This window comes from Citrobacter sp. Cb031 (assembly GCF_030336725.1).
Lineage (GTDB): Bacteria > Pseudomonadota > Gammaproteobacteria > Enterobacterales > Enterobacteriaceae > Citrobacter > Citrobacter braakii.
The window spans coordinates 318247-343807 of sequence record NZ_JAOWDA010000022.1; the positions used below are offsets into that span (position 1 = coordinate 318247).

General features: G+C 49.6%; 24 protein-coding genes and 1 tRNA gene. 12 read left to right on the top strand and 13 right to left on the bottom strand.

Going from position 1 to position 25561, the window contains the following annotated elements; all coding sequences use genetic code 11:
- Positions 1–74: 74 nt before the first annotated feature.
- The 7 genes from OGV93_RS08915 to OGV93_RS08945 form a co-directional block, all read right to left on the bottom strand.
- On the bottom strand, positions 75–926 hold the full coding sequence (locus OGV93_RS08915) for a class II fructose-bisphosphate aldolase (protein WP_053388722.1): 852 nt from the start codon (positions 924–926) through the stop codon (positions 75–77).
- 11 nt (positions 927–937) lie between these two features.
- Entirely contained in the window at positions 938–2029 is a 1092-nt protein-coding gene (locus OGV93_RS08920; protein ID WP_016157774.1) for a PTS fructose transporter subunit IIC, read from the bottom strand.
- A 26-nt stretch (positions 2030–2055) separates the two neighbouring features.
- A complete protein-coding gene (locus OGV93_RS08925) occupies positions 2056–2376 on the bottom strand; it encodes a PTS fructose transporter subunit IIB (RefSeq protein WP_016155014.1) in 321 nt (106 codons plus the stop codon).
- A 19-nt stretch (positions 2377–2395) separates the two neighbouring features.
- Entirely contained in the window at positions 2396–2866 is a 471-nt protein-coding gene (locus OGV93_RS08930) for a PTS sugar transporter subunit IIA (protein WP_003842172.1), read from the bottom strand.
- A 26-nt stretch (positions 2867–2892) separates the two neighbouring features.
- On the bottom strand, positions 2893–4446 hold the full coding sequence (locus OGV93_RS08935) for a BglG family transcription antiterminator (RefSeq protein WP_101700449.1): 1554 nt from the start codon (positions 4444–4446) through the stop codon (positions 2893–2895).
- 446 nt (positions 4447–4892) lie between these two features.
- Positions 4893–7211 carry an alpha-xylosidase gene (gene yicI / locus OGV93_RS08940; RefSeq protein WP_155574565.1) on the bottom strand — a complete coding sequence of 773 codons (2319 nt, stop codon included), beginning with the start codon at positions 7209–7211 and terminating at the stop codon, positions 4893–4895.
- 10 nt (positions 7212–7221) lie between these two features.
- Positions 7222–8604 (bottom strand): glycoside-pentoside-hexuronide family transporter, encoded by a 1383-nt coding sequence (locus OGV93_RS08945; protein ID WP_287109516.1) that lies wholly within the window; start codon positions 8602–8604, stop codon positions 7222–7224.
- Between the two features lie 290 nt (positions 8605–8894).
- On the opposite strand from OGV93_RS08945, the gene OGV93_RS08950 reads away from it, so the two are divergent.
- From OGV93_RS08950 to OGV93_RS08960, 3 genes are all read left to right on the top strand, one after another.
- A tRNA-Sec gene (locus OGV93_RS08950) sits at positions 8895–8989 on the top strand.
- A gap of 68 nt (positions 8990–9057) precedes the next feature.
- A complete protein-coding gene (locus tag OGV93_RS08955; RefSeq protein ID WP_287109517.1) occupies positions 9058–10236 on the top strand; it encodes a pentapeptide repeat-containing protein in 1179 nt (392 codons plus the stop codon).
- On the top strand, positions 10233–10925 hold the full coding sequence (locus tag OGV93_RS08960) for a nucleotidyltransferase domain-containing protein (protein ID WP_287109518.1): 693 nt from the start codon (positions 10233–10235) through the stop codon (positions 10923–10925). Before OGV93_RS08955 ends, OGV93_RS08960 begins: the two co-directional genes overlap by 4 nt.
- A 2-nt stretch (positions 10926–10927) precedes the next feature.
- Here the strand turns inward: OGV93_RS08960 and OGV93_RS08965 are convergent, their stop codons facing one another.
- Positions 10928–11101, bottom strand: coding sequence for a YlcI/YnfO family protein (locus tag OGV93_RS08965; RefSeq protein WP_287109519.1), 174 nt, complete (start codon positions 11099–11101; stop codon positions 10928–10930).
- A gap of 128 nt (positions 11102–11229) precedes the next feature.
- On the opposite strand from OGV93_RS08965, the gene OGV93_RS08970 reads away from it, so the two are divergent.
- On the top strand, positions 11230–11520 hold the full coding sequence (locus tag OGV93_RS08970; protein WP_046276004.1) for a SymE family type I addiction module toxin: 291 nt from the start codon (positions 11230–11232) through the stop codon (positions 11518–11520).
- A 136-nt stretch (positions 11521–11656) separates the two neighbouring features.
- On the opposite strand, the gene misL is transcribed toward OGV93_RS08970, so the two are convergent.
- A complete protein-coding gene (gene misL / locus OGV93_RS08975; protein WP_287109520.1) occupies positions 11657–14491 on the bottom strand; it encodes an intestinal colonization autotransporter adhesin MisL in 2835 nt (944 codons plus the stop codon).
- 75 nt (positions 14492–14566) lie between these two features.
- On the bottom strand, positions 14567–15184 hold the full coding sequence (locus OGV93_RS08980; RefSeq protein WP_287109521.1) for a helix-turn-helix transcriptional regulator: 618 nt from the start codon (positions 15182–15184) through the stop codon (positions 14567–14569).
- A gap of 577 nt (positions 15185–15761) precedes the next feature.
- On the opposite strand from OGV93_RS08980, the gene OGV93_RS08985 reads away from it, so the two are divergent.
- From OGV93_RS08985 to OGV93_RS08995, 3 genes are all read left to right on the top strand, one after another.
- Positions 15762–16535, top strand: a complete 774-nt coding sequence (locus tag OGV93_RS08985) for a winged helix-turn-helix domain-containing protein (protein WP_103928764.1) — start codon at positions 15762–15764, stop codon at positions 16533–16535.
- The gene (locus OGV93_RS08990; protein ID WP_016155024.1) at positions 16532–16996 is read left to right on the top strand and encodes a hypothetical protein; all 465 of its coding nucleotides are present in this window, start codon (positions 16532–16534) and stop codon (positions 16994–16996) included. The genes OGV93_RS08985 and OGV93_RS08990 overlap by 4 nt, the downstream gene beginning before the upstream one ends.
- A gap of 343 nt (positions 16997–17339) precedes the next feature.
- The gene (locus OGV93_RS08995; RefSeq protein ID WP_047498724.1) at positions 17340–18836 is read left to right on the top strand and encodes a C69 family dipeptidase; all 1497 of its coding nucleotides are present in this window, start codon (positions 17340–17342) and stop codon (positions 18834–18836) included.
- Between the two features lie 36 nt (positions 18837–18872).
- On the opposite strand, the gene OGV93_RS09000 is transcribed toward OGV93_RS08995, so the two are convergent.
- Positions 18873–19775 (bottom strand): LysR family transcriptional regulator, encoded by a 903-nt coding sequence (locus tag OGV93_RS09000; protein ID WP_103928765.1) that lies wholly within the window; start codon positions 19773–19775, stop codon positions 18873–18875.
- Between the two features lie 110 nt (positions 19776–19885).
- Between OGV93_RS09000 and OGV93_RS09005 the strand changes: the two genes are divergently transcribed.
- The 3 genes from OGV93_RS09005 (at position 19886) to OGV93_RS09015 (ending at position 22221) form a co-directional block, all read left to right on the top strand.
- The gene (locus tag OGV93_RS09005; RefSeq protein ID WP_016155033.1) at positions 19886–20893 is read left to right on the top strand and encodes a zinc-binding alcohol dehydrogenase family protein; all 1008 of its coding nucleotides are present in this window, start codon (positions 19886–19888) and stop codon (positions 20891–20893) included.
- 1 nt (position 20894) lies between these two features.
- Complete coding sequence (locus OGV93_RS09010; protein ID WP_103928766.1) at positions 20895–21200, top strand: putative quinol monooxygenase; 306 nt, start codon at positions 20895–20897, stop codon at positions 21198–21200.
- Positions 21201–21318: 118 nt separating this feature from the next.
- Positions 21319–22221, top strand: a complete 903-nt coding sequence (locus OGV93_RS09015) for a carboxylate/amino acid/amine transporter (RefSeq protein ID WP_016157794.1) — start codon at positions 21319–21321, stop codon at positions 22219–22221.
- Positions 22222–22249: 28 nt separating this feature from the next.
- Here the strand turns inward: OGV93_RS09015 and nlpA are convergent, their stop codons facing one another.
- Positions 22250–23068, bottom strand: coding sequence for a lipoprotein NlpA (nlpA, locus tag OGV93_RS09020; protein WP_016157795.1), 819 nt, complete (start codon positions 23066–23068; stop codon positions 22250–22252).
- 171 nt (positions 23069–23239) lie between these two features.
- Positions 23240–23656: a GNAT family N-acetyltransferase gene (locus OGV93_RS09025; protein WP_016155037.1), complete on the bottom strand. Its 417-nt coding sequence runs from the start codon at positions 23654–23656 to the stop codon at positions 23240–23242.
- Between the two features lie 130 nt (positions 23657–23786).
- On the opposite strand from OGV93_RS09025, the gene OGV93_RS09030 reads away from it, so the two are divergent.
- Both OGV93_RS09030 and gmuD read left to right on the top strand, forming a co-directional pair.
- Positions 23787–24080, top strand: a complete 294-nt coding sequence (locus tag OGV93_RS09030; protein WP_019078023.1) for a YicS family protein — start codon at positions 23787–23789, stop codon at positions 24078–24080.
- Between the two features lie 92 nt (positions 24081–24172).
- Positions 24173–25555, top strand: a complete 1383-nt coding sequence (gene gmuD / locus OGV93_RS09035; RefSeq protein WP_287109522.1) for a 6-phospho-beta-glucosidase GmuD — start codon at positions 24173–24175, stop codon at positions 25553–25555.
- Positions 25556–25561 lie beyond the last annotated feature (6 nt).

A 25561-nucleotide genomic window follows, 5' to 3' on the forward strand; every position in this document is an offset into this window, starting at 1 on the left:
TCTCCAGTTTCAGGGTGTAGAAAGCCCTGCCAGTGCGTCGTCGCAGAGGCATAGAAGGCGTTACAGAAAATGAATCAGGCTTTGTCGATAGCGCCGCTGGCCTGCAGGTACGGAATAATGGCTTCCTCGCAGGCCTGCTCCATCAGGGCCAGGGCATCAACGAGTTCACCGGATGTGTCACGACACAGGGTATGCAGTAGTGCAGCCTTTCCGGCTTCGAAAACCGCCGCGCCAACGTTTATCTTGGCGACGCCAAACGTCGGGCAGCGCTGTAGCTGGTCAAACGGCGTCCCGCTGCCGCCATGCAGCGCCAGCGGCACCGTTGATAAACGGGCAATTTCCTCCAGTCGCTGGAAATCAATGGCGGGTATGACACCGGGCGCGTACATGCCATGTGCCGTGCCGACCGAGACCGCCAGTAAATCGATACCGGTCTGTTGGATAAAGGGCTCCACATCGGCGGCCTGGGTCATCAAATCAGCGTTAGCTGCGTGATCATAGCGCGGGGCGTCGGCCAGATGCCCCAGCTCACCTTCCACGCACAGAGAAACGCTGGTCGCGAGCTCAACCACCGCCCGGGTCTGGCGAATGTTCTCCTCCAGCGCAAAGGCGGAGGCGTCGATCATTAACCCGCTGAATCCGGCGCGAAAAGCCTGGCGAATGCGCACTGGGTCCTTTCCATGATCCAGCGCCAGCGCGACCGGTACCGACGCTTCCTCTGCCAGCGTTTTGACGACCGCCACCGCTATCGGTGCAGGAAAATGGCCCAGATGCCCCTGATACAGATTCAGAATGATGGGCGCACGGTGTTTCTCAGCCGCCCGCACCGCCGCACGGGCGCTTTCCAGGTTCATACAGTTGATGGCCAGCAGCGCGTACTGCTCGCGCCAGGCTTTCGTCACCATGCTTTTCATATCGGCAAACATACAGCCTCCGGTTATTCCAGGGTGAAGGTGATCTCTTCGTCTTTCAGCTTTTGATCGCTAAGTTCATCAAACTCTTCGTCACGTTCGGTCACCGGTTTCTTCCACAACGACAGCATGACGCCGCAAATCACCGTGCCGATCCCCAGCGCCAGGCAAAACAGTAGCGGATGCGTAAAGAGCGGGACCACGAACATGCCGCCGTGCGGTACCGGGCTTTCGACGCCCCACACCATAATCAGACCGCCCGCTATCGCCGAGGCCACCACGCAGGACCCCACCACGCGCAGCAGGTCGCGCGCCGCAATGGGAATGACCCCTTCGGTAATCATGCAGATCCCCATCGGGAATGCCGCTTTCAGCGCCTCGCGCTCCGCACGGGTGTACTTGTGACGCGTCAGCAAAAAGGAGAGCGTAATGCCGAACGGAGGGATTATCGAACCGACAAACTTCACCGCTTCCGGACCGTACACGCCGCTGACTAACATGCCGTCAGCAAATAGCGACATGGTTTTATTCACCGGTCCGCCAAAGTCGAATGTCGCCATTGCGCCAAGGATGGCCCCCATTAAAAAGCGTGACCCGCCCTGCATGGACTCCAGCAGATGAATCAACGCGTCCTGCAGCCAGGCTATCGGTTTGCCAATGAGCGTCATCATCAACAGGCCACCAATGACGGTACTCAGTACCGGCAACACCATGATGGGCATCAACCCCTGCATCGACTGCGGCAAACGGATATAGCGCTTGAGCAGCAGGACGGTATAACCGACCAGAAAACCGCCCAGCATCCCGCCGATAAAACCGGTATGAATTTCACCGCAGACAAAGCCGACAATCAGACCCGGCGCGAATCCGGGGCGGTCAGCAATGGAGTACGCAATCGCCGCACTAATCAGCGGTACGATTAACCCCATCCCCCAACCGCCAATCTGGTTGAGCATCCAGGGGATGGTTCCTGTTTTTTCACCCACGTTAGTGCCGCCAAGTATTTGCCCGAGAGCAATACAGATCCCGGCGGCAACAATTAACGGGATCATCCACGAAATCCCCGTTAATAAATGTCTTTTTATTTCCTGAGATAGCGGAATTTTATTTTCACTCATGTGAAATCCCTCCAGAATGGGGATCGCTACTGGTTATTATTAACTAATGATTTTTCGACCTTTTCAAGAAACTGAATGGGCGATTTTATGACGATTTCAGTTTTTACTCGCACAATACGTTTATTTAAAAATCGTTCCTCCCCTTTTATTTTTACATCCACAGCGAGAATCACGACATCAGCAGCAGAAATGTCCTCTGTCAGCAGTTCGTTTTCCGTGCCGATAGTCCCCTGGGTTTCTACTCTTATATTATGACCAAGCGCTTTAGCACCTTTAATTAACTTCTCACGGGCAATATAGGTGTGCGCAATACCCGCCGTACAGGCGGCAACACAAACAATATTCATAACATGCTCCACGTTTTATTTAGCAGACATTGGATTCAGCATATTGGCTAAAAAGCTCAATAATTTTCTGTGGACTGCTTTCGACTAACAGTTGTTCAATAATGTCGTCATCCGCCAACGCGCCGGCAACCTGCGAAAGCAGACGAATATGGGTGGTGTTTTGATCTTCAAGGCGTACGGCAAACAGAATGATGCAGCGCACGTTGCTGCCGTCCAGGGTTTCCCAGGGAATATCCTGGCGGGTACGCCCAATCGCCAGCGTGGTATTGACCACCGCCGAGGATTTCCCGTGCGGAATCGCAATATGATTTTCGAATCCGGTCGAGCCTTCTGATTCACGCTGCCAGACATCCTGAATAAACGTTTCCCGACAGCTAATTGCCCCATCTTTTTGCAGAATATCCGTCAGTTCCTCAATAACCTCCGTTTTGTTTGTGGCCTTCATGTCCAAAATAACGCGATTTGTATTGAGTATTTTCGTGATGTCCATAAATCATACCTCATGGAGTTCAGACATTAATTTTCAACGACCAGCGACGTCGCCCGATGTAATTTTTCCGTAATAACCGTTTCTGTTACCCGCTTAATATCCGCATCATTGAAGAAGGCGGTGACATACACGACCGGTATGGCAACGGCAGGTAAATTGATCGTCGATACCACCAGTTCAATATCGTCCGTCAGGACGGAGGGCAAGCTGCCTGCCGACACCACGCCGACGATGGTCCAGTCCGGAAAGGCGCGCAGAATGCGGCTTTTGAGTAAGTGAGAGGTGCCGATACCGGTTGAGCAGACCAGCAGCACACGTTTACGCGCTATCTGACGCTCCATCGCGGCCTGAAAATGCACGGTTAAATATCCCACCTCATCATCCGACACGGCCCGCTCGCCCCAGCCGCTAAACACCCGATTCACCGCGCACTGAGTCAGACGCCAGACGTCCTGCAACTCGCCTTTAATGTCCTCCAGCAGCGGATTACGAATGCGGATCTGGTAGTTCAGGCGGTTAATCAGCGGCTTAATATGGATCAGCAATCCGTCATACAGCGCAGTGTCCTGGCTAAGATCGCAGTCAACCATTTCGGCGAAGGTGGCAATCAGCCGATGGGTAATCAAGCGTGCTTCGTCGCTGGAGTGCATATGGCCAATTACGCTCACATCGTTATGCTCTTCAATCACCATACCGGAGGAGATAATATATTGATAAATAAACCAGACTTCGTCTTCCGGCAGCGGATGGGCAATGCGTTTTTCGATATGCTGAATCATGCGACTGGCAATGGAAAAGATGTTCTCATCACATGACGTGATGCTTTCTTCTTTTCTCGGTAGCGCATTGCCCCGCGTAATGCGGTACATCATGATCAGAATATGAGTAAAGATATTGACGTAATAAGGCTCGCCCAGCGACCAGCACAGATCGTTCTCCATTTCCTGCAACAGCGTCTGGACAAATAAAACGTCTTCTTCGCCAAAGTAATGCACTAACGCTTTATAACTGCCCGGATCAAGTCGTGAATAAATCACGCTTCCAGGTTCATTATGGTTAATCACACCGTTAATCAGCGACGCCATCGCCTGGCGCACCCCGCTCTCGCTGCCTTCAATGTGTGTGCCGCTCTGGCTGCGAATCAGCGACAGGCCCAGCGGGGTAATCCACGATTCAATCACTTTCAGATCGTTAACAATCGATGCACTACTAATAAAATAACGTTCGGATAATTTATTGATCGATGTTTCATGCGGCGTTTCACTTAATAATTGCGAGGCTATCTTAACCCGCCGTGAATTATTCATCATGCCGTCAGCATCATCACCCTCCGACCCTAATAACTGATCCAGATATAAAAGGTCAGTAATGTTATCGGCACTTAATATCACGCCCGCACCGGCACGTTTATCGATGGATATTTTCCATTCCGATAACCATTGTTCCAGTAACCGCAGATCGCGCTGGACGGTTTTCTCTGAAACAGATAAATATTCGGCAATTTTTAGCAGCGTAACATATTCCTTCCGGGACAGAAGAAACTTTAATAATCTGTTTTGTCGCGAGGTAATCATTTGCATTATTTACCCTTATTACATACCAGATTAAATATCTATACCCGTCATACTTCAAGCTGCATGTGCGTTGGCTTTCCTCGCTCACCCCTGTCACGTACTTATGTACGCTCAGGGGATTCGCTGCATCGCCGCCTTCCTGCAACTCGAATTATTTAGGTAATAAAGAAGCATTTATGCTCCACGTGTAATCCGTGATGATAAATATAAGAGGACTACGATGCGCCAACAATACTAAATCGTGTCCTGTATTCCGGACAGAAATAAGACAAAAAGAGGAAATAGTAAGATATTTACGGCGCAGATCACATTTTTCGCGGGAATTAGAGTGATAGCGCTCGCAAATATGGGGAGGTAAAAATTTAAGTCGGGATGTTTTTGATTTTAAGATCTGGAACGCTGCTCGCGGTGTGGGCCGGATAAGACGCATCCGGCACCACGTCGACACATGCTTACAAGGTAATCGTCAGCTCACTGCCCTGTGGAGTAATAACTACACCCAGCTCGCTGCCCATATGCGACCCGCATTTAATGCCGCCAATTTTCTGAATATTTCGCAGGCACAACGTCCAGTTACGTGCCTCACCATTCCCTTTCACAGTGATGGTATTACCTACACGCGTCGCCTTCAGCGTGAAGATAACCGAGCCGTCAGCAGCCGGAACTTCACAGAGCGCTTCCCGCCCCTCCTGCAGATGGAACAGCTGGAACGCTGTCCCTTCGTGCCAGGCGTAGTCCGGCTTCTGGTTATTGCTACCCAACGCCAGCAGGGTATTGTCACGCACATAAACCGGCAGACTCAGGAAGTCATGCTGCTGCTTATGCCAGCGGCTGCCGGCCACCTCATCATTACGCCACAGATGCGTCCAGCGTCCTTCCGGCAGGTAGAACTGCACATCGCCCGCCTCGCTAAACACCGGCGCGACCATCACGCTATCGCCCAGCATGTACTGGCGGTCGAGATAATCACACGCCGGATCGTCCGGGAACTCCAGCATCATCGCGCGCATCATCGGGGTGCCCTGCGCATTAGCGCGCGCTGCTTCACGATACAAGTACGGCATCATGCGGCATTTCTGTTCGGTGAAGTAGCGCACCACATCGCAGGATTCGTCATCGTACGCCCATGGCACACGGTAGGATTTACTGCCATGCAGGCGGCTGTGGCTGGAGAGCAGCCCAAACGCACACCAGCGCTTGTAGACGTGCGCCGGAGCAGTATTCTCAAAGCCGCCGATATCGTGGCTCCAGAAGCCAAAGCCGGACAGGCCAATAGACAAGCCACCGCGCAGGCTTTCCGCCATCGATTCATAGTTGGCGTAGCAGTCGCCGCCCCAGTGCACCGGAAACTTCTGCGCGCCCACCGAAGCCGAACGAGCAAACAGGACAGCCTCTTCTTCACCGACGGTTTCTTTCAGCACGTTCCACACCAGTTCGTTGTAGATGTACGCATAATGGTTGTGCATCTTCTGCGGATCGGCACCGTCAAACCACTGAACATCTGTGGGGATGCGTTCGCCAAAGTCAGTTTTGAAGCAGTCTACGCCGATATCCACCAGACCTTTCAGCTTGTTGGCATACCACTCGCAGGCTTGTGGATTAGTGAAGTCATAAATCGCCAGGCCCGGCTGCCATTTATCCCATTGCCACAGGGAACCGTCCGGGCGCTTGAGCAGATACCCTTTCGCTTTCAGTTCATTGAACAGCGGGGATTTCTGACCGATGTAGGGGTTTATCCATACGCACACCTTCAGCCCTTTCTCTTTCAGGCGGCGGATCATACCTTCCGGGTCCGGGAAGGTCACCGGGTCCCACTCAAAGTCGCACCACTGGAAGGCCTTCATCCAGAAACAGTCGAAGTGAAAGACGTGCAGCGGCAGATTGCGCTCGGCCATACCGTCGATAAAGCTGTTCACCGTCGCTTCGTCGTAATTGGTGGTGAACGATGTGGTCAGCCACAGACCGAACGACCAGGCTGGCGGCAACGCCGGACGGCCGGTAAAGCGGGTATAGCGATCCAGCACCGCCTTCGGCGTTGGGCCGTCGATGACGAAATATTCCAGATACTCGCTTTCAACGCTGAACTGCACTTTCGACACTTTCTCAGAGCCGATTTCAAACGACACGCACTGCGGATGGTTCACCAGCACGCCGTAGCCGCGGTTGGTGAGATAAAACGGGATGTTCTTGTAAGACTGCTCGGTACTGGTACCGCCATCGCGGTTCCAGGTTTCCACCGTCTGACCGTTACGTACCAACGCGGTAAAACGCTCGCCCAGCCCGTACACCGTTTCCCCCACGCCCAAATCCAGACGCTCAAACATATAGTTACGCCCGCTGTGGGTATCCTGCACGTAACCGCTATTCTTTAGCTGACTGCCGGTAATACGTTCACCATTACGCAGGAAATCCAGCGACCAGAACTCACCTTTGGTCACCCGAACGCTCAGATTGCCGCTCTTCAGTTCGGCAAATTCAGCGGTGTTTCGCATCTCAACATTGACGTCCTGCAACACGTTCAGCGGGTAATGCGGGCCGGTATCCAGCGCGCCCTGGAAGTGCTCCATACGTACGCCCACCACGCCTTCCTGCGGCGAGAAAAAGCGTAAGGTGAAGAGTGGGGTATCCAGTTGCCAGGTACGTTCACGCACGTCGCGCGGCGCAACGTAGACAATCATCTCATTACCCTGCTGTTCAACGTCGAACACCTGAATTGGGTGTATTAAATTCAGGCCAGGTTGGGTCAGCCAGTTACCATCGCTAATTTTCATCGTCAGTTCCTTAGTTCTGTAATTCTTTCGTCGTGAAATCCTGCTGGTTGCGGCGCGCGCCCTGAGCCAACTGACTCATAATTTCCGTCAGATACGGCGTTTTCAGGGTATAGAAGCGTTTGGCAATCACGGCACTCAGCAGGTAACAAATCGCCGGGACAATGGTGAACAGGGCGATGATGATGCTAATGGTGGCGATGTTCTGGGTTTTCGCTGCGGCGTCGTAGCCACCGCCCGCCAGCATCCAGCCGATCAGCGCCCCACCGAGCGCCAGACCCAGCTTGAGCACGAACAACGTGCCCGCAAAGCTGATCCCCGTCAGGCGTTTACCGTTGCACCATTCGCCGTAATCAACGGTATCGGACATCATTACCCACTGGATTGGCGTAACGAGCTGGTGCAGTACACCAATGACAAAAATAAAGATAAACATGGTGATGCTGGCGTGCATCGGCACAAAGAACATCGCCAGGCTCGCTACCGCCAGCGCAGCGTTGGTCCACCAGAAGACGCTGACTTTGCATTTCCAGTCGGTCAGCGGTTTTGCCAGCGCAGAGCCGATCAGGTTGCCGACGCAATAGGCGGTGAGAAAGGCGACAAACACCTCCGGCTTACCCAAAATCCAGGTGACGTAATACATCATCGCCCCGCCACGAACGCAGACGGCCAGAATATTGAGGATGGTCAGCAGGCCGACGATGCGCCATTGGTCGTTTTGCCAGATGTCGCGCAGGTCTTCACGCATAGAGGTGGTGCTCGGCGGCGCTTCCACGCGTTCTTTGGTAGTGAAGAAGCAGAACGCCAGCATCAGGAACGCCACCACGGAGAGCACCGCAATCCCACCTTGAAAGCCGAACGCTTTATCCTCGCCACCAATCAGATTCACCAACGGCATCATCAGCACGGTGGAGAGCATGCCGCCCGCCGTCGCCAGCACAAAGCGCCATGATTGCAGGGAGATACGCTGCGTTGGGTCATTAGTGATCACGCCGCCCAGCGCGCAGTAGGGAATATTGACCACGGTATAAAGCAGGGTCAGCAGCGTGTAGGTGATTGCGGCATAAATCATTTTGCCGTTCAGGCTGAGATCCGGCGTGCTGTAGGCCAGCACGCAAACCAGACCAAACGGCAGTGCGCCGAACAGCACCCATGGGCGGAATTTCCCCCAGCGCGAACGGGTACGGTCGGCCAGCAGCCCCATGCAAGGGTCTGAGATGGCATCCAGCGCGCGGGCCAGTAAGAACATGGTGCCGACAAATCCGGCTGGGATACCAAAAATATCGGTATAGAAGAACATCATATATAACATGACATTATCGAAGATAATGTGGCTAGCCGCATCGCCCATTCCGTAGCCAATCTTCTCTTTAACAGACAGAATTTCACTTTTCATTACGCATCCTTGTTAGCACTTTCACACGCCCTGATACCGGTTACAGTTCTTGTAAACCATCCCTGTGAGCGCGGGTATTCCGATATCTCGTTATCAAATTACGATTCTTGTTTTCTGTGATCAGCGTAGCGTCTAAAAATGTGTCTAAGTGTAAGTAATGGATTTTGCGGGGATTTATTTGAAACTGGTCATGGTATAGAGAAACGGAAGTTAAAAAAGTGAGTGAGGGGGTGTGGAAACGTTTGGAAGTAGCTATAATGCGCCCCGCCTCCATGTAGCAATCGAGGCGCGGAAGATCGTCATCTCCGGTGAGGTGGCTGGACTTCAAATCCAGTTGGGGACGCCAGCGTTCCCGGGCAGGTTCGACTCCTGTGATCTTCCGCCAAAATTTAAAAGTGATTGTTGTTTATATTTTAGATAGTATTTACTCATCTTATTCATATAAAACCGAAAATGACTACATCACATGTAATGCAAGCCGTAGACAATAAACCTCAGAATCCTCCTTATGTTGACGATCACAGACATAAGTGCTTTTGGGAATCCACTTTTGATAAAAGTATCGATCTTTCACTTTTTTTACCTCTTTTGATCAGCGAAGTAAATAAAAAAAGAAATAACAGCGATCATTTGAAGAACTATGTTATTGATTTTGATATTCCTAAACAGAATGACCCAGATAAACCCAATACCACTCGTATTAAAATTGAGAACGCAACTTTTGAAACTTGTGATTTTAAAGGAAATAATAAAGGGCAAAAAATAACTTTTAGAAAATGCATTTTTAAGAAAGTTTACTTTGGATATTCTGTGTTACATGATGTAACATTCGAAGACTGTGATTTTAGAGAAAGTTCATTTTCGTTAGCAAAGTTTAATGAATGCACTTTCAATGAAGGATGTAAATTTAAGAAAATTTCTTTTTCAGGAGGGAAAACCAGTTTTAACAATAGTATTCTACGCTCAGGGAGCTTATTATTTAATTCTTATGAATACGCAACCAATAAATATTGCGAAGAACATGGACTTCATAAAGAAGATCAGGTTTATAGGATGAGTCTTTCACAAGTAAAATTAGCGAGAAACATTCTCAACTCTGTTTCTATCATTGGTGATGATGATATTTATTATGATGCTACAAAAACCCTGTTCAAATTAAGACTGAAGGAGAGAGAATCTAAAATTAAGCTATCCGCCAGTAAATATTTAACTGATGCAAAAAAATCAAAAAGCTGCAAAAGTTTTTTATTTTATTGTTATAAAAAAAGTAGATCATTTTTTTTCCCATTAGAAAAAGGAATGTTAAATTCATTTGGAATGATCAATGGCTGGGGTAGTAACTTACTAAGATGTATGTTTTTCGGTGGTTTCATTTTTTTAATTTTTTCAATAACTTACTTCATACAAGTTTATAGCTCACTTAATGGAACTGGTTTATTGGTTGATACTATCTATAAAAGCATGATAAAAAGCTTAGATATTACCTTCCTTGCAGGTTATACAAAATATTCTGTTGCCAGCGATTCATCAGGGAACCAGTTATTACTGTTATCAAATATGATTCTTGGTTTATTTTGGTATGGCGTTAGTCTTCCAACATTAATTAACAAAATTAGCGTGGCCAGAGTATGATATTTAACCAATATAATGAAAATCTCAAAAGCCTTATTCTTTTCGGGAGTCACTCTCGAGGCGACAATACAATTGACTCTGACATTGATTTACTAGGCATTGATGACAAACAAAAATTCACTGTACGAAATATTGGAAAAGTGAATTTTTCATTCTATTCCACAGACAAATCTTTAGAAATGTGCAGACAAGGAGATCTCTTCTTCTTACATATTGTTAGCGAAGGAAAGTGTTTATTTAACGACCATTTTTTTAATGAGTTAAGAAACAGTTTTAGATTTAAAGAAAGTTATCTCAGCGAAGCTGCAGTTGCATACTACTTAGCTCAAAAAATAATCAAAAATAGTTCTGATATTTCGAACTGGATAATAGCTAACAAAAGAATATCTTGGTGTGTACGCACAATTTTGATTGCTTTAAGTGCAGAACAAAGAAACCCCATATATTCGAAGACAGAGCTATCGACTAAGTTAATTGAGATTGGTTTTGAGAATAATAGTACAATGCTTTTAATTGATGCCAAAAAATTCAACACAAAAAACAATGAGATTTTAAGCTTTCTTTCCTACTTCCTCAATAAATATAAATTCCTTGAGAAGGAGTTAAATAAAAAGAATTTTTACTCAGATGGAATTGTTCATTCCACCTTAGATGCAATTTTGAACAGCACCCCCAGTCATTATGAATAAGTCTACTCAATCATTTTTTCTAAAGCTAGACGTGATTTACACGCCGCTTTTACCCACTTACTAAAATTCCCTTTCCCGGCAGCCTTCTCTATCTGCTCCAGAAGTTCATCCTCAAAGCGGATGTTCTTCATGGTACTTTTAGTTCGGTCAAAATTTGGCTTCTTTTTCACTTGCATGGTAGGTACCACCTAGGTTAATTTACACACATGTGGTACCTACCACACGGAATCTAAAATCAAGCAACGCCCAATAGTGCTGTCACACCAAAGGGCGTCTAACCTCACCAACTATCAAGGAGTTGATTATGGCTGATTCGCATTCTACCCCAGACACCGACCAATCCGGAACCGAGCGTTCGGTAATTGTGGGATACCGCCCTAATGTTTTCGACAAATCTACACCCAAAATTATTCTTTCCGGCAAGTGGCTACGCGAAGCGGGGTTTGATACCGGTCAACAGATTACCGTAAAAGTGATGAATGGCTGTATCGTCCTGATGGTCTATGGCGAGCAGGAACAACGGTTGCAGAATGAGCTGCAAGAAGCAAATCAGAAGTTAAAAAGAATTGAGAGCACGCTGGCGACTCTCCAGTAACGTATAACTGAACCTGTAAGCGTTAATTACAGGTTTACCAGGTGCCGGATGGCGCTAACGCTTATCCGGCCTCCCCCCACAAAAAATAAAGCCGCTGACCCATTAATCAGCGGCTTTTCCATTACCTGCAACTACGTCAGAAGTTATATTTCACGCCCAGCATACCGCGAGTATCGCTGTAGCCTTTGTCACCAACCTGCTGGGCCACGTTGCTCCACACGTTGAGGCGCGGAGTGATTTGACCTTCAACACCGACTTTCAGCTCGCCAATGTTCTTGGTGCCACGCATGTCGTTGCTCACATCATCCATCTTCACGCGAGTCGTCTGCGTGTTGTGGATCCAGTTGGCTTCAACAAACGGCTGGAACTCACGAGATTTATTGTCGTCGATGGCGTTGTGACCGTTGATAAAGGCTTTTACCCCCAGACGGGTCATCAGGTTGCCATCGGTGTTGTCCTTCACGCGGGTACCGTTCGCTTCACGGTGGCTGTCGGCCTGCACGTCCATCCACACCATCTGAGCTTTCGGTTGCAGCCAATAGCTGTTGCGCTCGTTTTCACCCAGTTTGAAGCTGTAACCGGCTTCAACAGAAGCGGTGATCCCGCTGGATTTATATTTCTCCGTCGCCTGCTCCTGGCCCATCACCTTGTTATCAAACCAGTTGTACAGCATCCAGGTGTCTACATAAGTGCCGGTCTTGTCAGCGTCATTAGCATACCAGGTGCCGTACAGTCCCACGCTGTAACCAGTGACCTGACCACGTGAATGGTAGCCGGTCAGACTGGACTGCGTGCGGTTCTGGCTGTTGGCATAACCAGCCATCGCGCCGAGGTGCCAGCGGTCGAGGCCGTTGCTGCTCCACTGCGCCAGGTCACCGCCTAACTGCAAGACATAGCTGTTGCTTTGGGTTTTCAACTGCCCGCTACCGTCTTTGAAGCGGGTATGTGCCCCGACGTTACGCATCCACAGACTGGTGACTTTTTTCTCGCCCGTCAGCATATCGACGTACTGCGTTTCCCCCAGACGATCGTGGAGTCGGGTTATGAACAGCGTGTTAGCAGCGTAGTTGTTCGCCAGATAACTGCCTGCTTCCGGGCGGTACTGCTGCTCAGTGACAGGGGGCGCAACAGGTTCTTCCGGCTCAGGGATAATCGGGTCGACAGGATCGACCGGGTCTGGGTCAACAGGACCAGGATCAATAGGGTCAACCGGGTCCGGGTCAACAGGACCAGGGTCAATAGGGTCAACCGGGTCCGGATCGACAGGGTCCGGCTCTTCCGGATCCGGCGGAGCAGGAATAAAGCTGGTCAGATACCAGTTGCTGCCCTTTTGCACCACGTTATAGTCGTACGCACCGGCAACAATACGGCCCGCTTTCTCAAAAGTACCGTCAGAATTACCGGCCACTTCGATGATCTCAATTCCCTCAACGGTTTGCGCCCCGGTTCCGCCAATATTGTTCACCGCCACAAACGCGTTACCCGCGGTGTTGCCGAGCACTTTCAGCTTGTCGGTTTCGGAGGCATCGTCATTCAGGACGGTATTGAAAACGAGTTTTCCGCCGTTGCCGGTAAAATCTTCATTGATAGTAAGCGTCTGCCACGGTTCGCCGTCAGCATGCCCAAAGTTCACCACTGACCCGCCGTTCAGCGTCAGGTCAGTGAGCGTTGAGCTGTTGGTCATGTTCCAGGTCGCATCGCTCATTTGCAGCGAGATAACCCCCGTCCCGGCAGTGGCGCTGGTGACGTATGACGCCCCACTCCACAACGAGTTGTCAGTCATATTGAGTTTGATGGTACTGTTTTGCTGCGGCTGGGTGTTGTTTGCGGCAGTAGCACCGGCGGCGTGAAGATCGCCGTCGATAAGGAAACGCCCGCCAGCAGAACCGTCGACGATGCCGCCCGTTTCTGTACTGATGGCATAGCTTTCATTGCTGTGATTGCCCGCCATAGCAATAGTAGCGCCGCCACCGAGATTTACCGTGCCGCGTGAAATCGCATACAGGCCGCGTGGGGCCTTGCTGAATGAGTAAACTTTATCGATGCTGTTAACACGAATCGTCGCATTATCACCCAGATTCACCGTCGCATTATAGGAATAGACCGCATGGGCGCTGGCTCCGCTCACCGAAATAGTGGCGTTATTGCCCAGTTCCGTTTTGGAAGATGAGGCGGCGTAGACCCCTATTGAGGAAGTGCCCGATGTCTCGATGGTGGCGTCATTGCCAAGGCGGATTGAGGACCCGCTCTGTCCGGAGCGGATTCCCTCTGAGCTGTTACCGGTAGTCACAATGTGGGCACGATCGCCGACAATAATCGTATTTTTGGCAAGCGTTGCGTCTCTAAACGCGTTGGCGGTGATGCCACGTCCCTGGTTACCGGTGGTTTGAATATACAGATCGTCGCCGACGTAGATGTTTGCTGAGCCTATCCCACCCTGACCGATGACGTTGTATCCGGCGTTAATACCATCACCATCCTGGCCGTCCACATAAATACTGGTGCGATCCCCGGTGATAATAAAGACTGGATTATCCGGCGTATTAGCCCCGTGCGTGCGGATACCGTCAACATCTTTACCATTATTAGCGGCATTCTTTGACTGTGTGCGAATCGTAAGGTCGTCACCGAAAATAACGCCCGGGCTACCCGTCGCGCTGTTCTGAATAACGGTAATGGTGTGTTCGAAGGCTTCTCCTCCTGGCCCATTCAGCGTTAATCCATGACCATAAACGGGAATGGTACCGGCACTCCACTGATAAACATAATTCGGCGTTTCGCTGTTTTTTTTGAAACTGTCATTCGTCTGTGCAGGAAATAAAGCCTGCAACTCCGGCGAAAGACTGCTCACCATTCCACTGGCAGGAAGACTATCAATATCAATCCAAGCCGCGTGGGTTGAAAATACCATTGACGTTAACGCGGTTGATACCGCTATCGCAATGCGTGAGTAATGCTTAGGTTTTCTCATAATAGCCTCCTGCTTTCGGGCGTAGGGCGTCCACCACATCGCAAAGATGTGAAAATAGTAAAAATCAAAAATGCGTTATAAAATATTCGACAGTATTTGATGAATGCTATGGCCTAATTTATCTTCAAGCCTGAGCTTGTAGACATATATTTTCTTAATATCTATATTATCTATTTTGGTAATTTGCTGAATACTTTTCCCTGACACAAACCGCTTCAGTAATATCATTTCTGTATAGTTGAGTGAGCGTCCGCGTTTACTGTTCGCAAGGTGGCCGGTAAATAATCGGCGAATTTTCTGATGCTGAACTTCATCATCATCATCGGAATATATAACCCCTTGTATTTTATTGCTTTTCGACAGCCAGTAGTTGGCTAACGGCGCGAGATTCCTGTCCGCTATCAACACAATATACATACCGCTGTAGGCCAGCCGGTCAACCCATTGCGGATCGGCGAACAGGCGCAGGTTTGGGAAGGAAAAGTCCACAAAAATAAACCCACGCGACAAATGATTTTGATTATTAAGGAGAAGTTTTTCAATAATTCCTTTTTGCAGAAAACTATTTCCCTCTGGCCAGATCGCAAAAGTGGCTCGGTGACAGTAGCTGGCGCGTACCACAGTATCCGGAAATAATTGACAGGATAATTCACAGCTTATGCAACGAACACTCTGTGATGGTGATCTCTTCATCAAAAATGACTCCTGTTATTTTTCCATAAATATTTCATTGGTAAATAAATGTGTCAATCCGACACGTGTGACATTCCTTGTCAGTTAATAACAGTGACACCTAAAAAATGTAATAAACTCCTGATATGTTATTATGTATAGGCTATAAGTAATGCGATTGCGCTAAGCTTTTTTCTGCTTTATCTCAGAATAACAGTCTGGGTATTAGGAATTTTATGCATAAATCCAAATCCCAGAATAAAAATTAAAAAAGCACTATTTGCTAAAAATTAACCAATGAAAGGGGCTCTTATTAATTACACAATCCTGATAACTCAATCCCCCTTGAAGTGCTGTTGATAAATATAATGAGAATTCAGATAAAACTGTAATGAATTCTCATTATTTAACATTAGTTAATACTCACCTAAGAATTTACACACGTAACACGTTGTATTTAAAGTATTTTTAATCCTTAAGTGAAATTCTTATCTTCGATCACGTACAAAGAGTGAGGCATATTCACGATTTGGATGTAAAATTTAAGGTATGTGTAGGCACACGCGGTGATACGTTATAGTTACTGAGGGCTGGGCAATTGTACCTTATCAATCAGTTGGTCGAATTTAATCCTGACAGCAAAAGTCTGGTCAATCGTCAGACCGGGCGCGCAATACAACTTCAGCTCCCAGCTTCGCTTTGCTTTCTCTATTTAATTACTCACGCAAGTGACATTGTTACGCAGAACACATTGATAAAAGTGGGTTGGGGTGAGAGAAATAATGTGACCACAACCAACACATTTTACCAGGCTATTCTGACGCTACGTAACGCGCTGGCGGATGTGGGTCTGCCACGTGATACGGTGAAAACTATTTCACGACGCGGACTCAGATTAAATGGAAATACGCAGGTAGAGGCGATAACGCATCTTCAGAGTGAAGTTTTCCAGTCACCGCTAATAGAGGAATACGCGCCCCCAAAGATAATTCCTCCCGCGGCACAACAAACGACGCGGGTCCCCTGGTGGAATATTATATTTAGCGCTGGCATCGTTATTGCCACTTTGATTATCTGGCTGGTGTGGTATCAGACACGTCCTGTTATGCCGTTTAGTAAATTCATTTCTGTTTCTATGCAGGTCCCATCTCGGCAAAACTGTAAAATTTATTACTCACTGAATGATCACGATCAGGAAAATTATTTCAATCTGATGCAACTGCACCCTTCTCTCTGTGAAAACAACAAGCATGTTTTCCTTTCTGGCTACCGTAAAGCGGAGAGGATCGTGGCATTTGTTTGTGATAAAGATGCACGGGTAGATGCGTACGCGTTTTGTACTACCCATTATTACTGGATGCGCGGGCAATGAAAAAAATACACCACCTTATTTTAATCGTAATCGGCGTGGCGACATTGCTCGGCTCAGGCGGATGGCTATGGCATTCACGCTATGCCGAAAAGCAGCTAAATTGCGTTGGAAATGTCGAATGGAATATTGGCAGCAACCGCTTTGCAGGTACGGTTTCATTTCGGATGTACAAAGATGCAGGGCTAGCGACCATTACCGGAAAACTGTACGGACGTAATACCTCAGACATTAGCAGGAACATCTATTTCAGTTATACCCGGCAGCACGAAGCCCGAGTGCTACAGGCAATGCAGGTGGTCAAAACCTTCGCTGATAGCGCCGATGAAGCTGATATTAACAACACATTACCCGGATTTTACCGTCAAAGCGGGCGAAACCTGAGCCTGGTTATGGAGGAGTATAAGGGCGCATGGATTTTTGCCAGCTCAAATGTCCCCTCACTGTATTGCCGCAAAAGGTAACGTCATATCCGGATACAAAAAGCACGCCCCCTTCAATAGAATTCATATTTGCCATCATCGACTTACGCGACATGGGTCACTGAATCCACTCATATCCCATTGCTATTCTTCATCCCGAATCAGGAAACATCCTGAATACCACGATATCCATTGCGCAATAATTAAGCGAAATGGGCGTTTTATTTTGCCCAGAAGACTTCAACCTACGGATGGATATTTGGAGAAGACGTGGACAGGGGCGTTTATCTCTCTCGCGAGCAATGTCTGAGCGTTCAGGCGTTATCGCATTTCAGGAAACGGTGTGTTTCCGGTGTATTTTTGGCGTACATATGAGGGATACGTAATGTTTACTTTTAAAAAGTGCCTGATTGCACTTTCTATAAATTTGGCCGTTGTTTCATCAGGTTTTGCTTGTACGACCCTATTGGTCGGTAATGAAGCATCAGCGGACGGTTCCATGCTGGTAGCCCGTAGCGCTGACAGCGATGCCCTGAAAGCGCAGCATTTTGTCATTCATCCGGCCAAGCAGAATCAGACCGGGATATACAGCACCAAAGCACATAATGGCGCGAATGACTTTACCTGGCCGCTACCCAAAAACTCTCTGCGTTATACCACCGTTCCAAACTGGAAAACCCAACTGCACGGCGCGACCGGATTTAACGAATTGGGCGTTGGCGTGAGCGGTACAGAATCTATTTTTGCCTCAGCAAAAGCGCTGGCTGCCGACCCCTACGTTGAAGATAAAGGGATCACCGAAGATGATATCCCGGATATTCTGTTGTCCCAGAGCAAAACCGCGCGTGAAGCCGTGGCGTTACTGGGTCATATCGTTGAGACCGTCGGCGCAGGGGAAGGTTTTGGCGTGGCCGTCGTCGACGATAACGAAATCTGGTACCTGGAAACCGGCAGCGGTCACCAGTGGATGGCGCAGCGCCTGCCGAATAACCAGTATTTTGCCACTGGTAATCAGGGCCGCTTACAGGATTACGACCCTAAAAACCCGGACATGATGGCGTCAAAAAACCTGATTCAATTTGCGACCGAAAAAGGTCTCTACGAACCGGCAAAAGATGGCAAATTCAACTTCTCCAAAGCCTATACCCGTGATGATGAGCGTGACCGCACGTATAACGATCCTCGCGTATGGACCATCCAGAAAGAGTTCAATCCTTCCGTAAATCAGGATATGGCCAAAGGGCGCGAATTCCCGGTTTTCATGACGCCAGAGAAGAAGATGACGCTGGATGATGTGAAGGCCGTGCTGCGTAACCATTACGAAGGCACCAGCCATGACCCGTACACCAACGGTCTGAACGGCAAAGAGCCATGGCGTCCGGTTAGCGTCTTCCGCACCTATGAAGCGCACGTGATGCAGGTCCGTCCGTGGTTGCCAAAAGAGATTGGTGAAACGACCTACATTGGTCTGGGTATGGCCGACCTCACCGCGTTTGTTCCGTACTACAGCGGCCTGAAAGCATATCCGGCAAACTATACGATGGGTACCGATAAAGCGGACGATCAGTCCATTTACTGGAAATACCGTAAGTTACAGACGCTGACGATGACCGATTATCCGAAGCTCGCGCCAATCGTCAAAAAAGCCTACAAAGCATGGGAAGATAAAGTGGCGAAGGAGCAAAAAGAGGTCGAAGCAAAATATCTGAAGATGGCGAAAACCGATAAACCTGCCGCAGATAAGATGCTGAATGACTTCAACCTGCGCATCATGGCCGATGCCGAGAAGCTGACGGAAGATCTGACTAATCAGCTGTTTACCATCCGCACTAAAGACATTCAGTCTGATATCTTCTTTGCAAACGCTGCGAAAAAAGACTGAGTAACGGCACGATGACATGCTGGCGCAAAGTACTTATTAGCTTTGCGTCAACGTGTCACACCGCGCCTTCACGGCGTCATGCAGCAGACGGACCGCCGTTGAAAGCTGCTTACGATGTGGGCAAATCATATTCAGCGGGGCTTTCTCGCCCAGGTAATCAGGCATCAGTAGCTGCAATCGTCCATCACGCACATCCTCGCTGACATCCAGCCACGACTTATACGCGATGCCTTCTCCGGCAATCGCCAGCCGTCGGATTACTTCAGCATCGTCGCTCATAATGGTGCCGTTAACCTGCACACTGCTAACCTCGCCGTTATGCGTAAACGTCCAGCGATCGTGCAGGCGTCCGCGTAAGACGAAGGTCATGGCGTTGAGCTGTGTTAAATCATCCGGAGTTTGCGGCGCGCCGTTTTGCACAACCCATTCCGGTGATGCCACCAGCACGCGTCGGTTGCCCGATGCGACAGGCAGCGCAATGTAAGATGCGTCTTCGGTGTTGCCATAGCGAAACGCAACATCGACGGGGTCTTTAAAGACATCCGTCACCTGGTCGGAGAAAAAAATCCGCAGGCGCAGCGCGGGATAGCGGCGTCGAAACGACTGAAAGACCGGCAGCAGTAGGTTCCGACCGAGATCGGAAGGTACGGCGATTTGCAGCGTGCCTGAAACTTCATCTTCCGGGGTCTGAATTTTTTGCAGTCCGGCATGCATCACGTCCAGCATCTGGCGGGCATAGGGTAGCCAGACCTCACCTTCCGGCGTCAGGCGCAGACTGCGCGTGGAGCGGGCGAACAAGCGGATAGCCAGCGTAGACTCCAGGCGCTTAATAGCAGAACTGACCTGAGCAGGCTGAACGCCGACTTCGCGTGCGGCATCGCTAAAACTATTTAGCGCCGCGGCGCGGACAAACAACGTGAGATCTTCAAGCCGGAACATTTTCACTCCCCGAGTATAAGTCCTGTCGCCGAAGGGCTATTTTTCCCGTTCTGCTACCGGTTTACCATCGAATTATTCAACAGATAGAAGGTTTATTAACCGGAGAGATTATGAAAGCCATCGCTATTACCCGCGCCGCAACCGACGGCAGTAACATTGAATTTTTACAAGAGATTGACCTGCCCATGCCCGTCGCCTCCGGGCACGATCTGCTGGTTGAAGTGAAGGCCATTTCCGTCAATCCCGTTGATACCAAGGTCCGCGAAGGTTTTAACGCTGATGTGCCCCGCGTGCTGGGTTGGGACGCCGTTGGCGTGGTGAAGTCCGTGGGTGAAGCAGTCACCCTGTTCGCTCCTGGCGATGAAGTCTGGTACGCCGGTGCGCTGGGTCGTGCTGGCAGTAACAGTGAATTTCAGCTGGTTGATGAACGTATTACCGCGCTGAAGCCGCAATCGCTGGACAACGCTTCTGCTGCGGCACTGCCGCTGACCGCCATCACCGCCTGGGAAATGCTGTTCGACCGTCTGGGCGTTGAGGAAAATGGCAATGAAAATGATGTGTTATTGATTGTTGGCGCTGCTGGCGGCGTCGGTTCTATCCTGACGCAACTGGCCAGTAAGCTGACCAAAATGACTGTCATCGGTACCGCTTCACGTCCACAGAGCCAGAAATGGGTACGTGAAGCAGGCGCTCATCATGTGATTGACCACAGCAAGCCGCTGATGGAAGAGCTGGCTCGGATAGGCATTAAAGAGGTGACACACGTTGCCAGCCTGAACAATACCGAGCAGCACTACCCGCAAATTATTGCCGCCCTGGCGCCGCAGGGCAAACTGGCGCTGATTGACGATCCGCAAACCCTCGATGCACGTCCACTGAAGGCCAAAAGCATTTCGCTGCACTGGGAATTTATGTTTACCCGTTCGATGTTTACCACCCACGACATCATTGCGCAGCATCAGCTATTAACCCGCGTGGCACAGTTGATCGATGACAACACCATTCGCACCACGCTGGGCGAGCATTTTGGCGCAATCAACGCGGCGAATCTGCAAAAAGCGCACGCGCAAATTGAAACCGGTCGTTCAGTGGGCAAGATTGTGCTGGAGGGGTTTTAACATGTCTGATTCAGAGGTGATTTCAATTATTGCGGTACTGAAAGCCAGATCGGGGAAAATCGACGCACTAAAACAGGCGCTGCAGGCTCTGCTGCTGCCCACGCGCCAGGAGCCGGGCAATATTGAGTATGCCCTGTTCCAGTTGCGCGACACACCGGATGTCTTCTACGTTCGTGAATCCTGGCGCGGTCAGGCCGGTCTGGACGAGCATATCGCCCTGCCCCATTTCCAGACGTTTATTCTACAAATGAACGAGCTGCTGGCCGAACCGCTACGACTGGATTATCTGACGCCGATTACGCCGTAAGATAACTGCAGAAGCCCCCTGCGGTGTGGGGGGCTGTGCCCGTCATGTCTCACTCGCTTCGCTATCTCTGCTATGATGCCTGCACACAAATAAAACAAAACAACATGCAGAGGGAAAGATGAGTTCCACCAGAAGAGGGATGATGAACGTCCTGATTGCCGCCGTATTATGGGGAAGTTCAGGCGTTTGCGCGCAGTACATCATGGAGCAAAGCCAGATGTCGTCGCAGTTTCTGACCATGACGCGCCTGATTTTCGCGGGGCTCATTCTGCTGATGCTCTCTTTCGTTCACGGCGACAACGTATTCTCCATTATCAAAAACCGCAAGGACGCCATCAGCCTGCTGATTTTTTCCGTGGTCGGGGCACTCACCGTACAGCTAACCTTCCTGCTGACCATCGAAAAATCCAACGCCGCCACCGCGACGGTGCTGCAATTTTTGTCACCGACCATTATCGTGGCGTGGTTCTCCGTGGTGCGCAAAGCGCGGCCGGGGATTTTAGTGCTGACGGCGATCTTCACCTCACTCATCGGTACCTTCTTACTGGTCACCCACGGTAATCCGACGTCGTTATCTATCTCAGCTGCCGCGCTGTTTTGGGGAATAGCCTCGGCGTTTGCCGCCGCGTTCTATACCACCTACCCCTCAACGCTCATCGCGCGCTACGGCACGTTGCCGGTCGTCGGCTGGAGTATGTTAATCGGTGGAATGATCCTACTGCCGTTCTATGCCGGGCAGGGAACTCATTTCGTGGTGAATGGCAGTTTAATTCTGGCGTTTTTCTATCTGGTGGTCATCGGTACTTCGCTCACGTTTAGCCTGTACCTGAAAGGCGCGCAGATGATTGGCGGACCGAAAGCGAGCATTTTAAGCTGCGCGGAACCGTTGAGCAGTGCGTTGCTGTCCCTGCTGCTGTTAGGCATCACCTTTACCCTGCCAGACTGGCTGGGTACGCTTTTGATCCTCTCATCGGTAGTGCTTATCTCAATGGACTCACGTCGCCGCGCCAGAGCGGTTTAACCCCAACCGGCGCGGCAACGGGTGATGATTACCAGCCCGGAACTGCGCCGCCGTTAAAGATAGTTTCTGCCGCCTTCGCCACTTCCGGTGACTGATAAGATTGCAGGAATTCTTTCACATTCTCGGCATCTTTATTGTCTTCTCGCGCCACGAGAATGTTCACGTACGGTGAATTTTTGTCTTCGATAAATACGCTGTCATGTACCGGAGAAAGCCCGGTTTGCTGGATGTAGGTGGTACTGATAATCGCCACATCCACTTTTTGATCGTCCAGCACGCGCGGTAGCTGCGCCCCTTCCAGTTCCATAATTTTCAGATGTCGCGGATTATCCGTAATATCCAGTGCCGTTGGCAGCAGGCCGGTATCCGCTTTCAGAGTGATTAACTTCTCTTTTTGTAGCAGCAACAGCGCCCGCCCAAGGTTGGTCGGATCGTTAGGTATCGCAATCGTCGCACCGTCTTTTAGTTCAGCAACGGTTTTGATTTTCTTCGAATAACCCGCCATCGGGAACACAAAGGTATTGCCCACCGCTACTAGCTTATAGCCGTGCGCTTTATTATCTTGTTCAAGGAACGGACGATGCTGGAAGACGTTGGCATCCAGCTCACCATGATTAGTGGCATCGTTGGGCAGCAGAGAACCGCTAAACCCCACCAATTCCACCTCCAGGCCATATTTTTCTTTAGCGACTTTCTTCGCGACTTCCGCCACATCCTGCTCTGCACCGTTAATCACGCCCACTTTAATATGCTTTGCATCATTGTTCTGCTGATCGCATCCTGCCAGCAATAATCCCGCCAGTAATAACGCCGCCCCAGCCCCGAAATAAGGTATTTTCAGTTTCACGTTTTATCCTTTTGCAATAACCGCCTGATGAGTAATGAAATGACTATAGCGGGAAGGCCGCTGCGGTTTAAAAAACGAAAAAGCATCAGCAAGAAGAAAAAAGCATAATGCGAAAAGGAAAATGAGTCGGAATGTGCCGTTAGGTCATCCCTTTTGCAGTCCTTCCGGTCATCAAAACGTTTTCGACAAATAATGGCGCGCGGAACCGGTTTCTGGAAAGTTATCGAGGGTCATTTGCAACTGATAGCCGTTTTTCTGATAAAACGGCAGCGCCTGGAAACTCATCGTGTCCACCAGCGCATGCAGGCATCCTCTCTCACGCGCCGTCTGTTCAGCGGCCTGCATCAACTTTGTGCCGTAACCGCCTTTACGCAGCGAGTCATGCATCCACAGGAAATCAATACACAGCCATTCGCCTTTGATTTTACCGATCAGCCCGCCCAGTATTTCATTGTGCTCATCGCGCCAGTACACCGCCAGGTCGCCAAAATTGGTGGTCCTCAGGAACTGGCGATTGTAGGCGCGCAATCCAACAAGCAGAGCATTTTGATCGTCTTCAGTAATGGTATCTGTAATCTGTATTTGCATCCTATCCTCCTGAAAAACTAAAACTTCTGGCTGATTTTCTTTTTAGAAATTAACACAGGCTGATGAGTGAGGCGCATGCCGTCTACACTTACTCTTGAGATGATGCGCATCGACAACAAGGATTATTATCATGAAACAAGCCGTTTTACCGCTTATTGCCATCCTTTTCATGCTGCCGGGTTTGGCGCAGGCCGATTCGGCTTATGGCTCTCTACAGTCCGTTCATGAAAAAAACACCGTATTGAAGGATTTACGCAAGATTTGTACCCCGCAGGGGTCGCCATCGGATGAGGTGTGGGAAAAAACGATTATGGCTGATACCCGTAATCAGCAACACATCCGCGAAGCCATTCTGGCAATACAAAGAAACAATCAGAACAACTACTGGGAAGCGCTGGGCAAAGTTGAGTGCCCGGATTTGTAACTATCGCATTGAAAAACGAGTGCTGTAACCGGTTTCTGTTTTGCAAAATCGCCTATTGTGTAGGGAAATGAAACACATCAAGGAGCAAGATAATGCGATACCGTTTTCCCGAAAACTTTTGGTGGGGCAGTGCCTGCTCGGCGCTGCAAACCGAAGGGGATAGTCTGAACGGCGGCAAAAGCCAGACGACATGGGACGTGTGGTTCGACCGCCAGCCTGGGCGTTTCCATCAGGGGGTTGGCCCGGCGAACACCTCGACCTTTTATCAGCACTGGAAACAGGACATCGCACTGCTCAAACAGCTGAAGCACAACAGCTTCCGCACTTCAATCAGTTGGTCACGACTGATCCCGGACGGTACTGGCGACGTCAACCCGCAGGCAGTTGATTTCTATAACAACGTCATCGATGAGCTGCTGGCGCAAGGCATTACGCCATTTATCACCCTGTTCCACTTCGATATGCCGATGGTGATGCAGGAGAAAGGTGGCTGGGAAAACCGTGATGTGGTTGAGGCGTTTGGTCGCTACGCACAAACCTGTTTTACCTTGTTCGGCAATCGGGTGAAGCACTGGTTCACCTTTAACGAACCGATTGTCCCGGTAGAAGGCGGCTATCTGTATGACTTCCATTACCCTAACGTGGTGGATTTCAAACGCGCGGCCACCGTGGCGTATCACACCGTACTGGCGCATTCCACGGCGGTACGCGCGTACCACGCCGGAAGTTATGACGGTGAAATCGGTGTGATCCTGAATTTAACGCCCTCTTATCCGCGCTCACAACACCCAGCGGATGTAAAAGCTGCGCACCATGCGGATCTGCTGTTTAACCGCAGCTTCCTTGACCCGGTGCTAAAAGGTGAATATCCGGCGGATCTGATAGATCTGCTAAAAGAGTACGATCAACTCCCAGCATGTCAGCCAGGCGACAGTCAGCTCATCGCCGATGGCAAAATCGACCTGCTCGGTATTAATTATTATCAGCCACGCCGCGTGAAATGTCGTGATACTGCCGTCAATCCTGACGCGCCGTTTATGCCGGAGTGGCTGTTTGATTATTACGAAATGCCGGGGCGTAAAATGAACCCTTACCGTGGCTGGGAAATTTACGAGCCAGGTATTTACGATATTATTACTAATCTGCGTGATAACTACGGCAACCCACGCTGTTTTATTTCTGAAAACGGCATGGGAGTCGAAAATGAGCAACGTTTTATTCAGCAGGACCAAATCAACGACAGCTACCGTATTGAATTTGTTTCCGCGCATCTTAAATGGCTACATAAAGGCATTAGCGAAGGGTGTAATTGTCTTGGCTACCATATGTGGACCTTTATTGATAACTGGTCCTGGCTCAACGGATATAAAAACCGCTACGGTTTTGTCCAGTTAGATTTAGATACGCAAAAACGTACGGTGAAGAAAAGCGGCGAATGGTTTGCCCATACCGCCGAAAACAAGGGTTTTGATTGATTCAGT

Bases quoted from the DNA above. Each gene is read 5' to 3' on its own strand.
- OGV93_RS08915 (WP_053388722.1), bottom strand. From the start codon at position 926: ATGTTTGCCGATATGAAAAGCATGGTGACGAAAGCCTGGCGCGAGCAG.
- OGV93_RS08920 (WP_016157774.1), bottom strand. From the start codon at position 2,029: ATGAGTGAAAATAAAATTCCGCTATCTCAGGAAATAAAAAGACATTTA.
- OGV93_RS08925 (WP_016155014.1), bottom strand. From the start codon at position 2,376: ATGAATATTGTTTGTGTTGCCGCCTGTACGGCGGGTATTGCGCACACC.
- OGV93_RS08930 (WP_003842172.1), bottom strand. From the start codon at position 2,866: ATGGACATCACGAAAATACTCAATACAAATCGCGTTATTTTGGACATG.
- OGV93_RS08935 (WP_101700449.1), bottom strand. From the start codon at position 4,446: ATGCAAATGATTACCTCGCGACAAAACAGATTATTAAAGTTTCTTCTG.
- yicI (WP_155574565.1), bottom strand. From the start codon at position 7,211: ATGAAAATTAGCGATGGTAACTGGCTGACCCAACCTGGCCTGAATTTA.
- OGV93_RS08945 (WP_287109516.1), bottom strand. From the start codon at position 8,604: ATGAAAAGTGAAATTCTGTCTGTTAAAGAGAAGATTGGCTACGGAATG.
- OGV93_RS08955 (WP_287109517.1), top strand. From the start codon at position 9,058: ATGACTACATCACATGTAATGCAAGCCGTAGACAATAAACCTCAGAAT.
- OGV93_RS08960 (WP_287109518.1), top strand. From the start codon at position 10,233: ATGATATTTAACCAATATAATGAAAATCTCAAAAGCCTTATTCTTTTC.
- OGV93_RS08965 (WP_287109519.1), bottom strand. From the start codon at position 11,101: ATGCAAGTGAAAAAGAAGCCAAATTTTGACCGAACTAAAAGTACCATG.
- OGV93_RS08970 (WP_046276004.1), top strand. From the start codon at position 11,230: ATGGCTGATTCGCATTCTACCCCAGACACCGACCAATCCGGAACCGAG.
- misL (WP_287109520.1), bottom strand. From the start codon at position 14,491: ATGAGAAAACCTAAGCATTACTCACGCATTGCGATAGCGGTATCAACC.
- OGV93_RS08980 (WP_287109521.1), bottom strand. From the start codon at position 15,184: ATGAAGAGATCACCATCACAGAGTGTTCGTTGCATAAGCTGTGAATTA.
- OGV93_RS08990 (WP_016155024.1), top strand. From the start codon at position 16,532: ATGAAAAAAATACACCACCTTATTTTAATCGTAATCGGCGTGGCGACA.
- OGV93_RS08995 (WP_047498724.1), top strand. From the start codon at position 17,340: ATGTTTACTTTTAAAAAGTGCCTGATTGCACTTTCTATAAATTTGGCC.
- OGV93_RS09000 (WP_103928765.1), bottom strand. From the start codon at position 19,775: ATGTTCCGGCTTGAAGATCTCACGTTGTTTGTCCGCGCCGCGGCGCTA.
- OGV93_RS09005 (WP_016155033.1), top strand. From the start codon at position 19,886: ATGAAAGCCATCGCTATTACCCGCGCCGCAACCGACGGCAGTAACATT.
- OGV93_RS09010 (WP_103928766.1), top strand. From the start codon at position 20,895: ATGTCTGATTCAGAGGTGATTTCAATTATTGCGGTACTGAAAGCCAGA.
- OGV93_RS09015 (WP_016157794.1), top strand. From the start codon at position 21,319: ATGAGTTCCACCAGAAGAGGGATGATGAACGTCCTGATTGCCGCCGTA.
- OGV93_RS09025 (WP_016155037.1), bottom strand. From the start codon at position 23,656: ATGCAAATACAGATTACAGATACCATTACTGAAGACGATCAAAATGCT.
- OGV93_RS09030 (WP_019078023.1), top strand. From the start codon at position 23,787: ATGAAACAAGCCGTTTTACCGCTTATTGCCATCCTTTTCATGCTGCCG.
- gmuD (WP_287109522.1), top strand. From the start codon at position 24,173: ATGCGATACCGTTTTCCCGAAAACTTTTGGTGGGGCAGTGCCTGCTCG.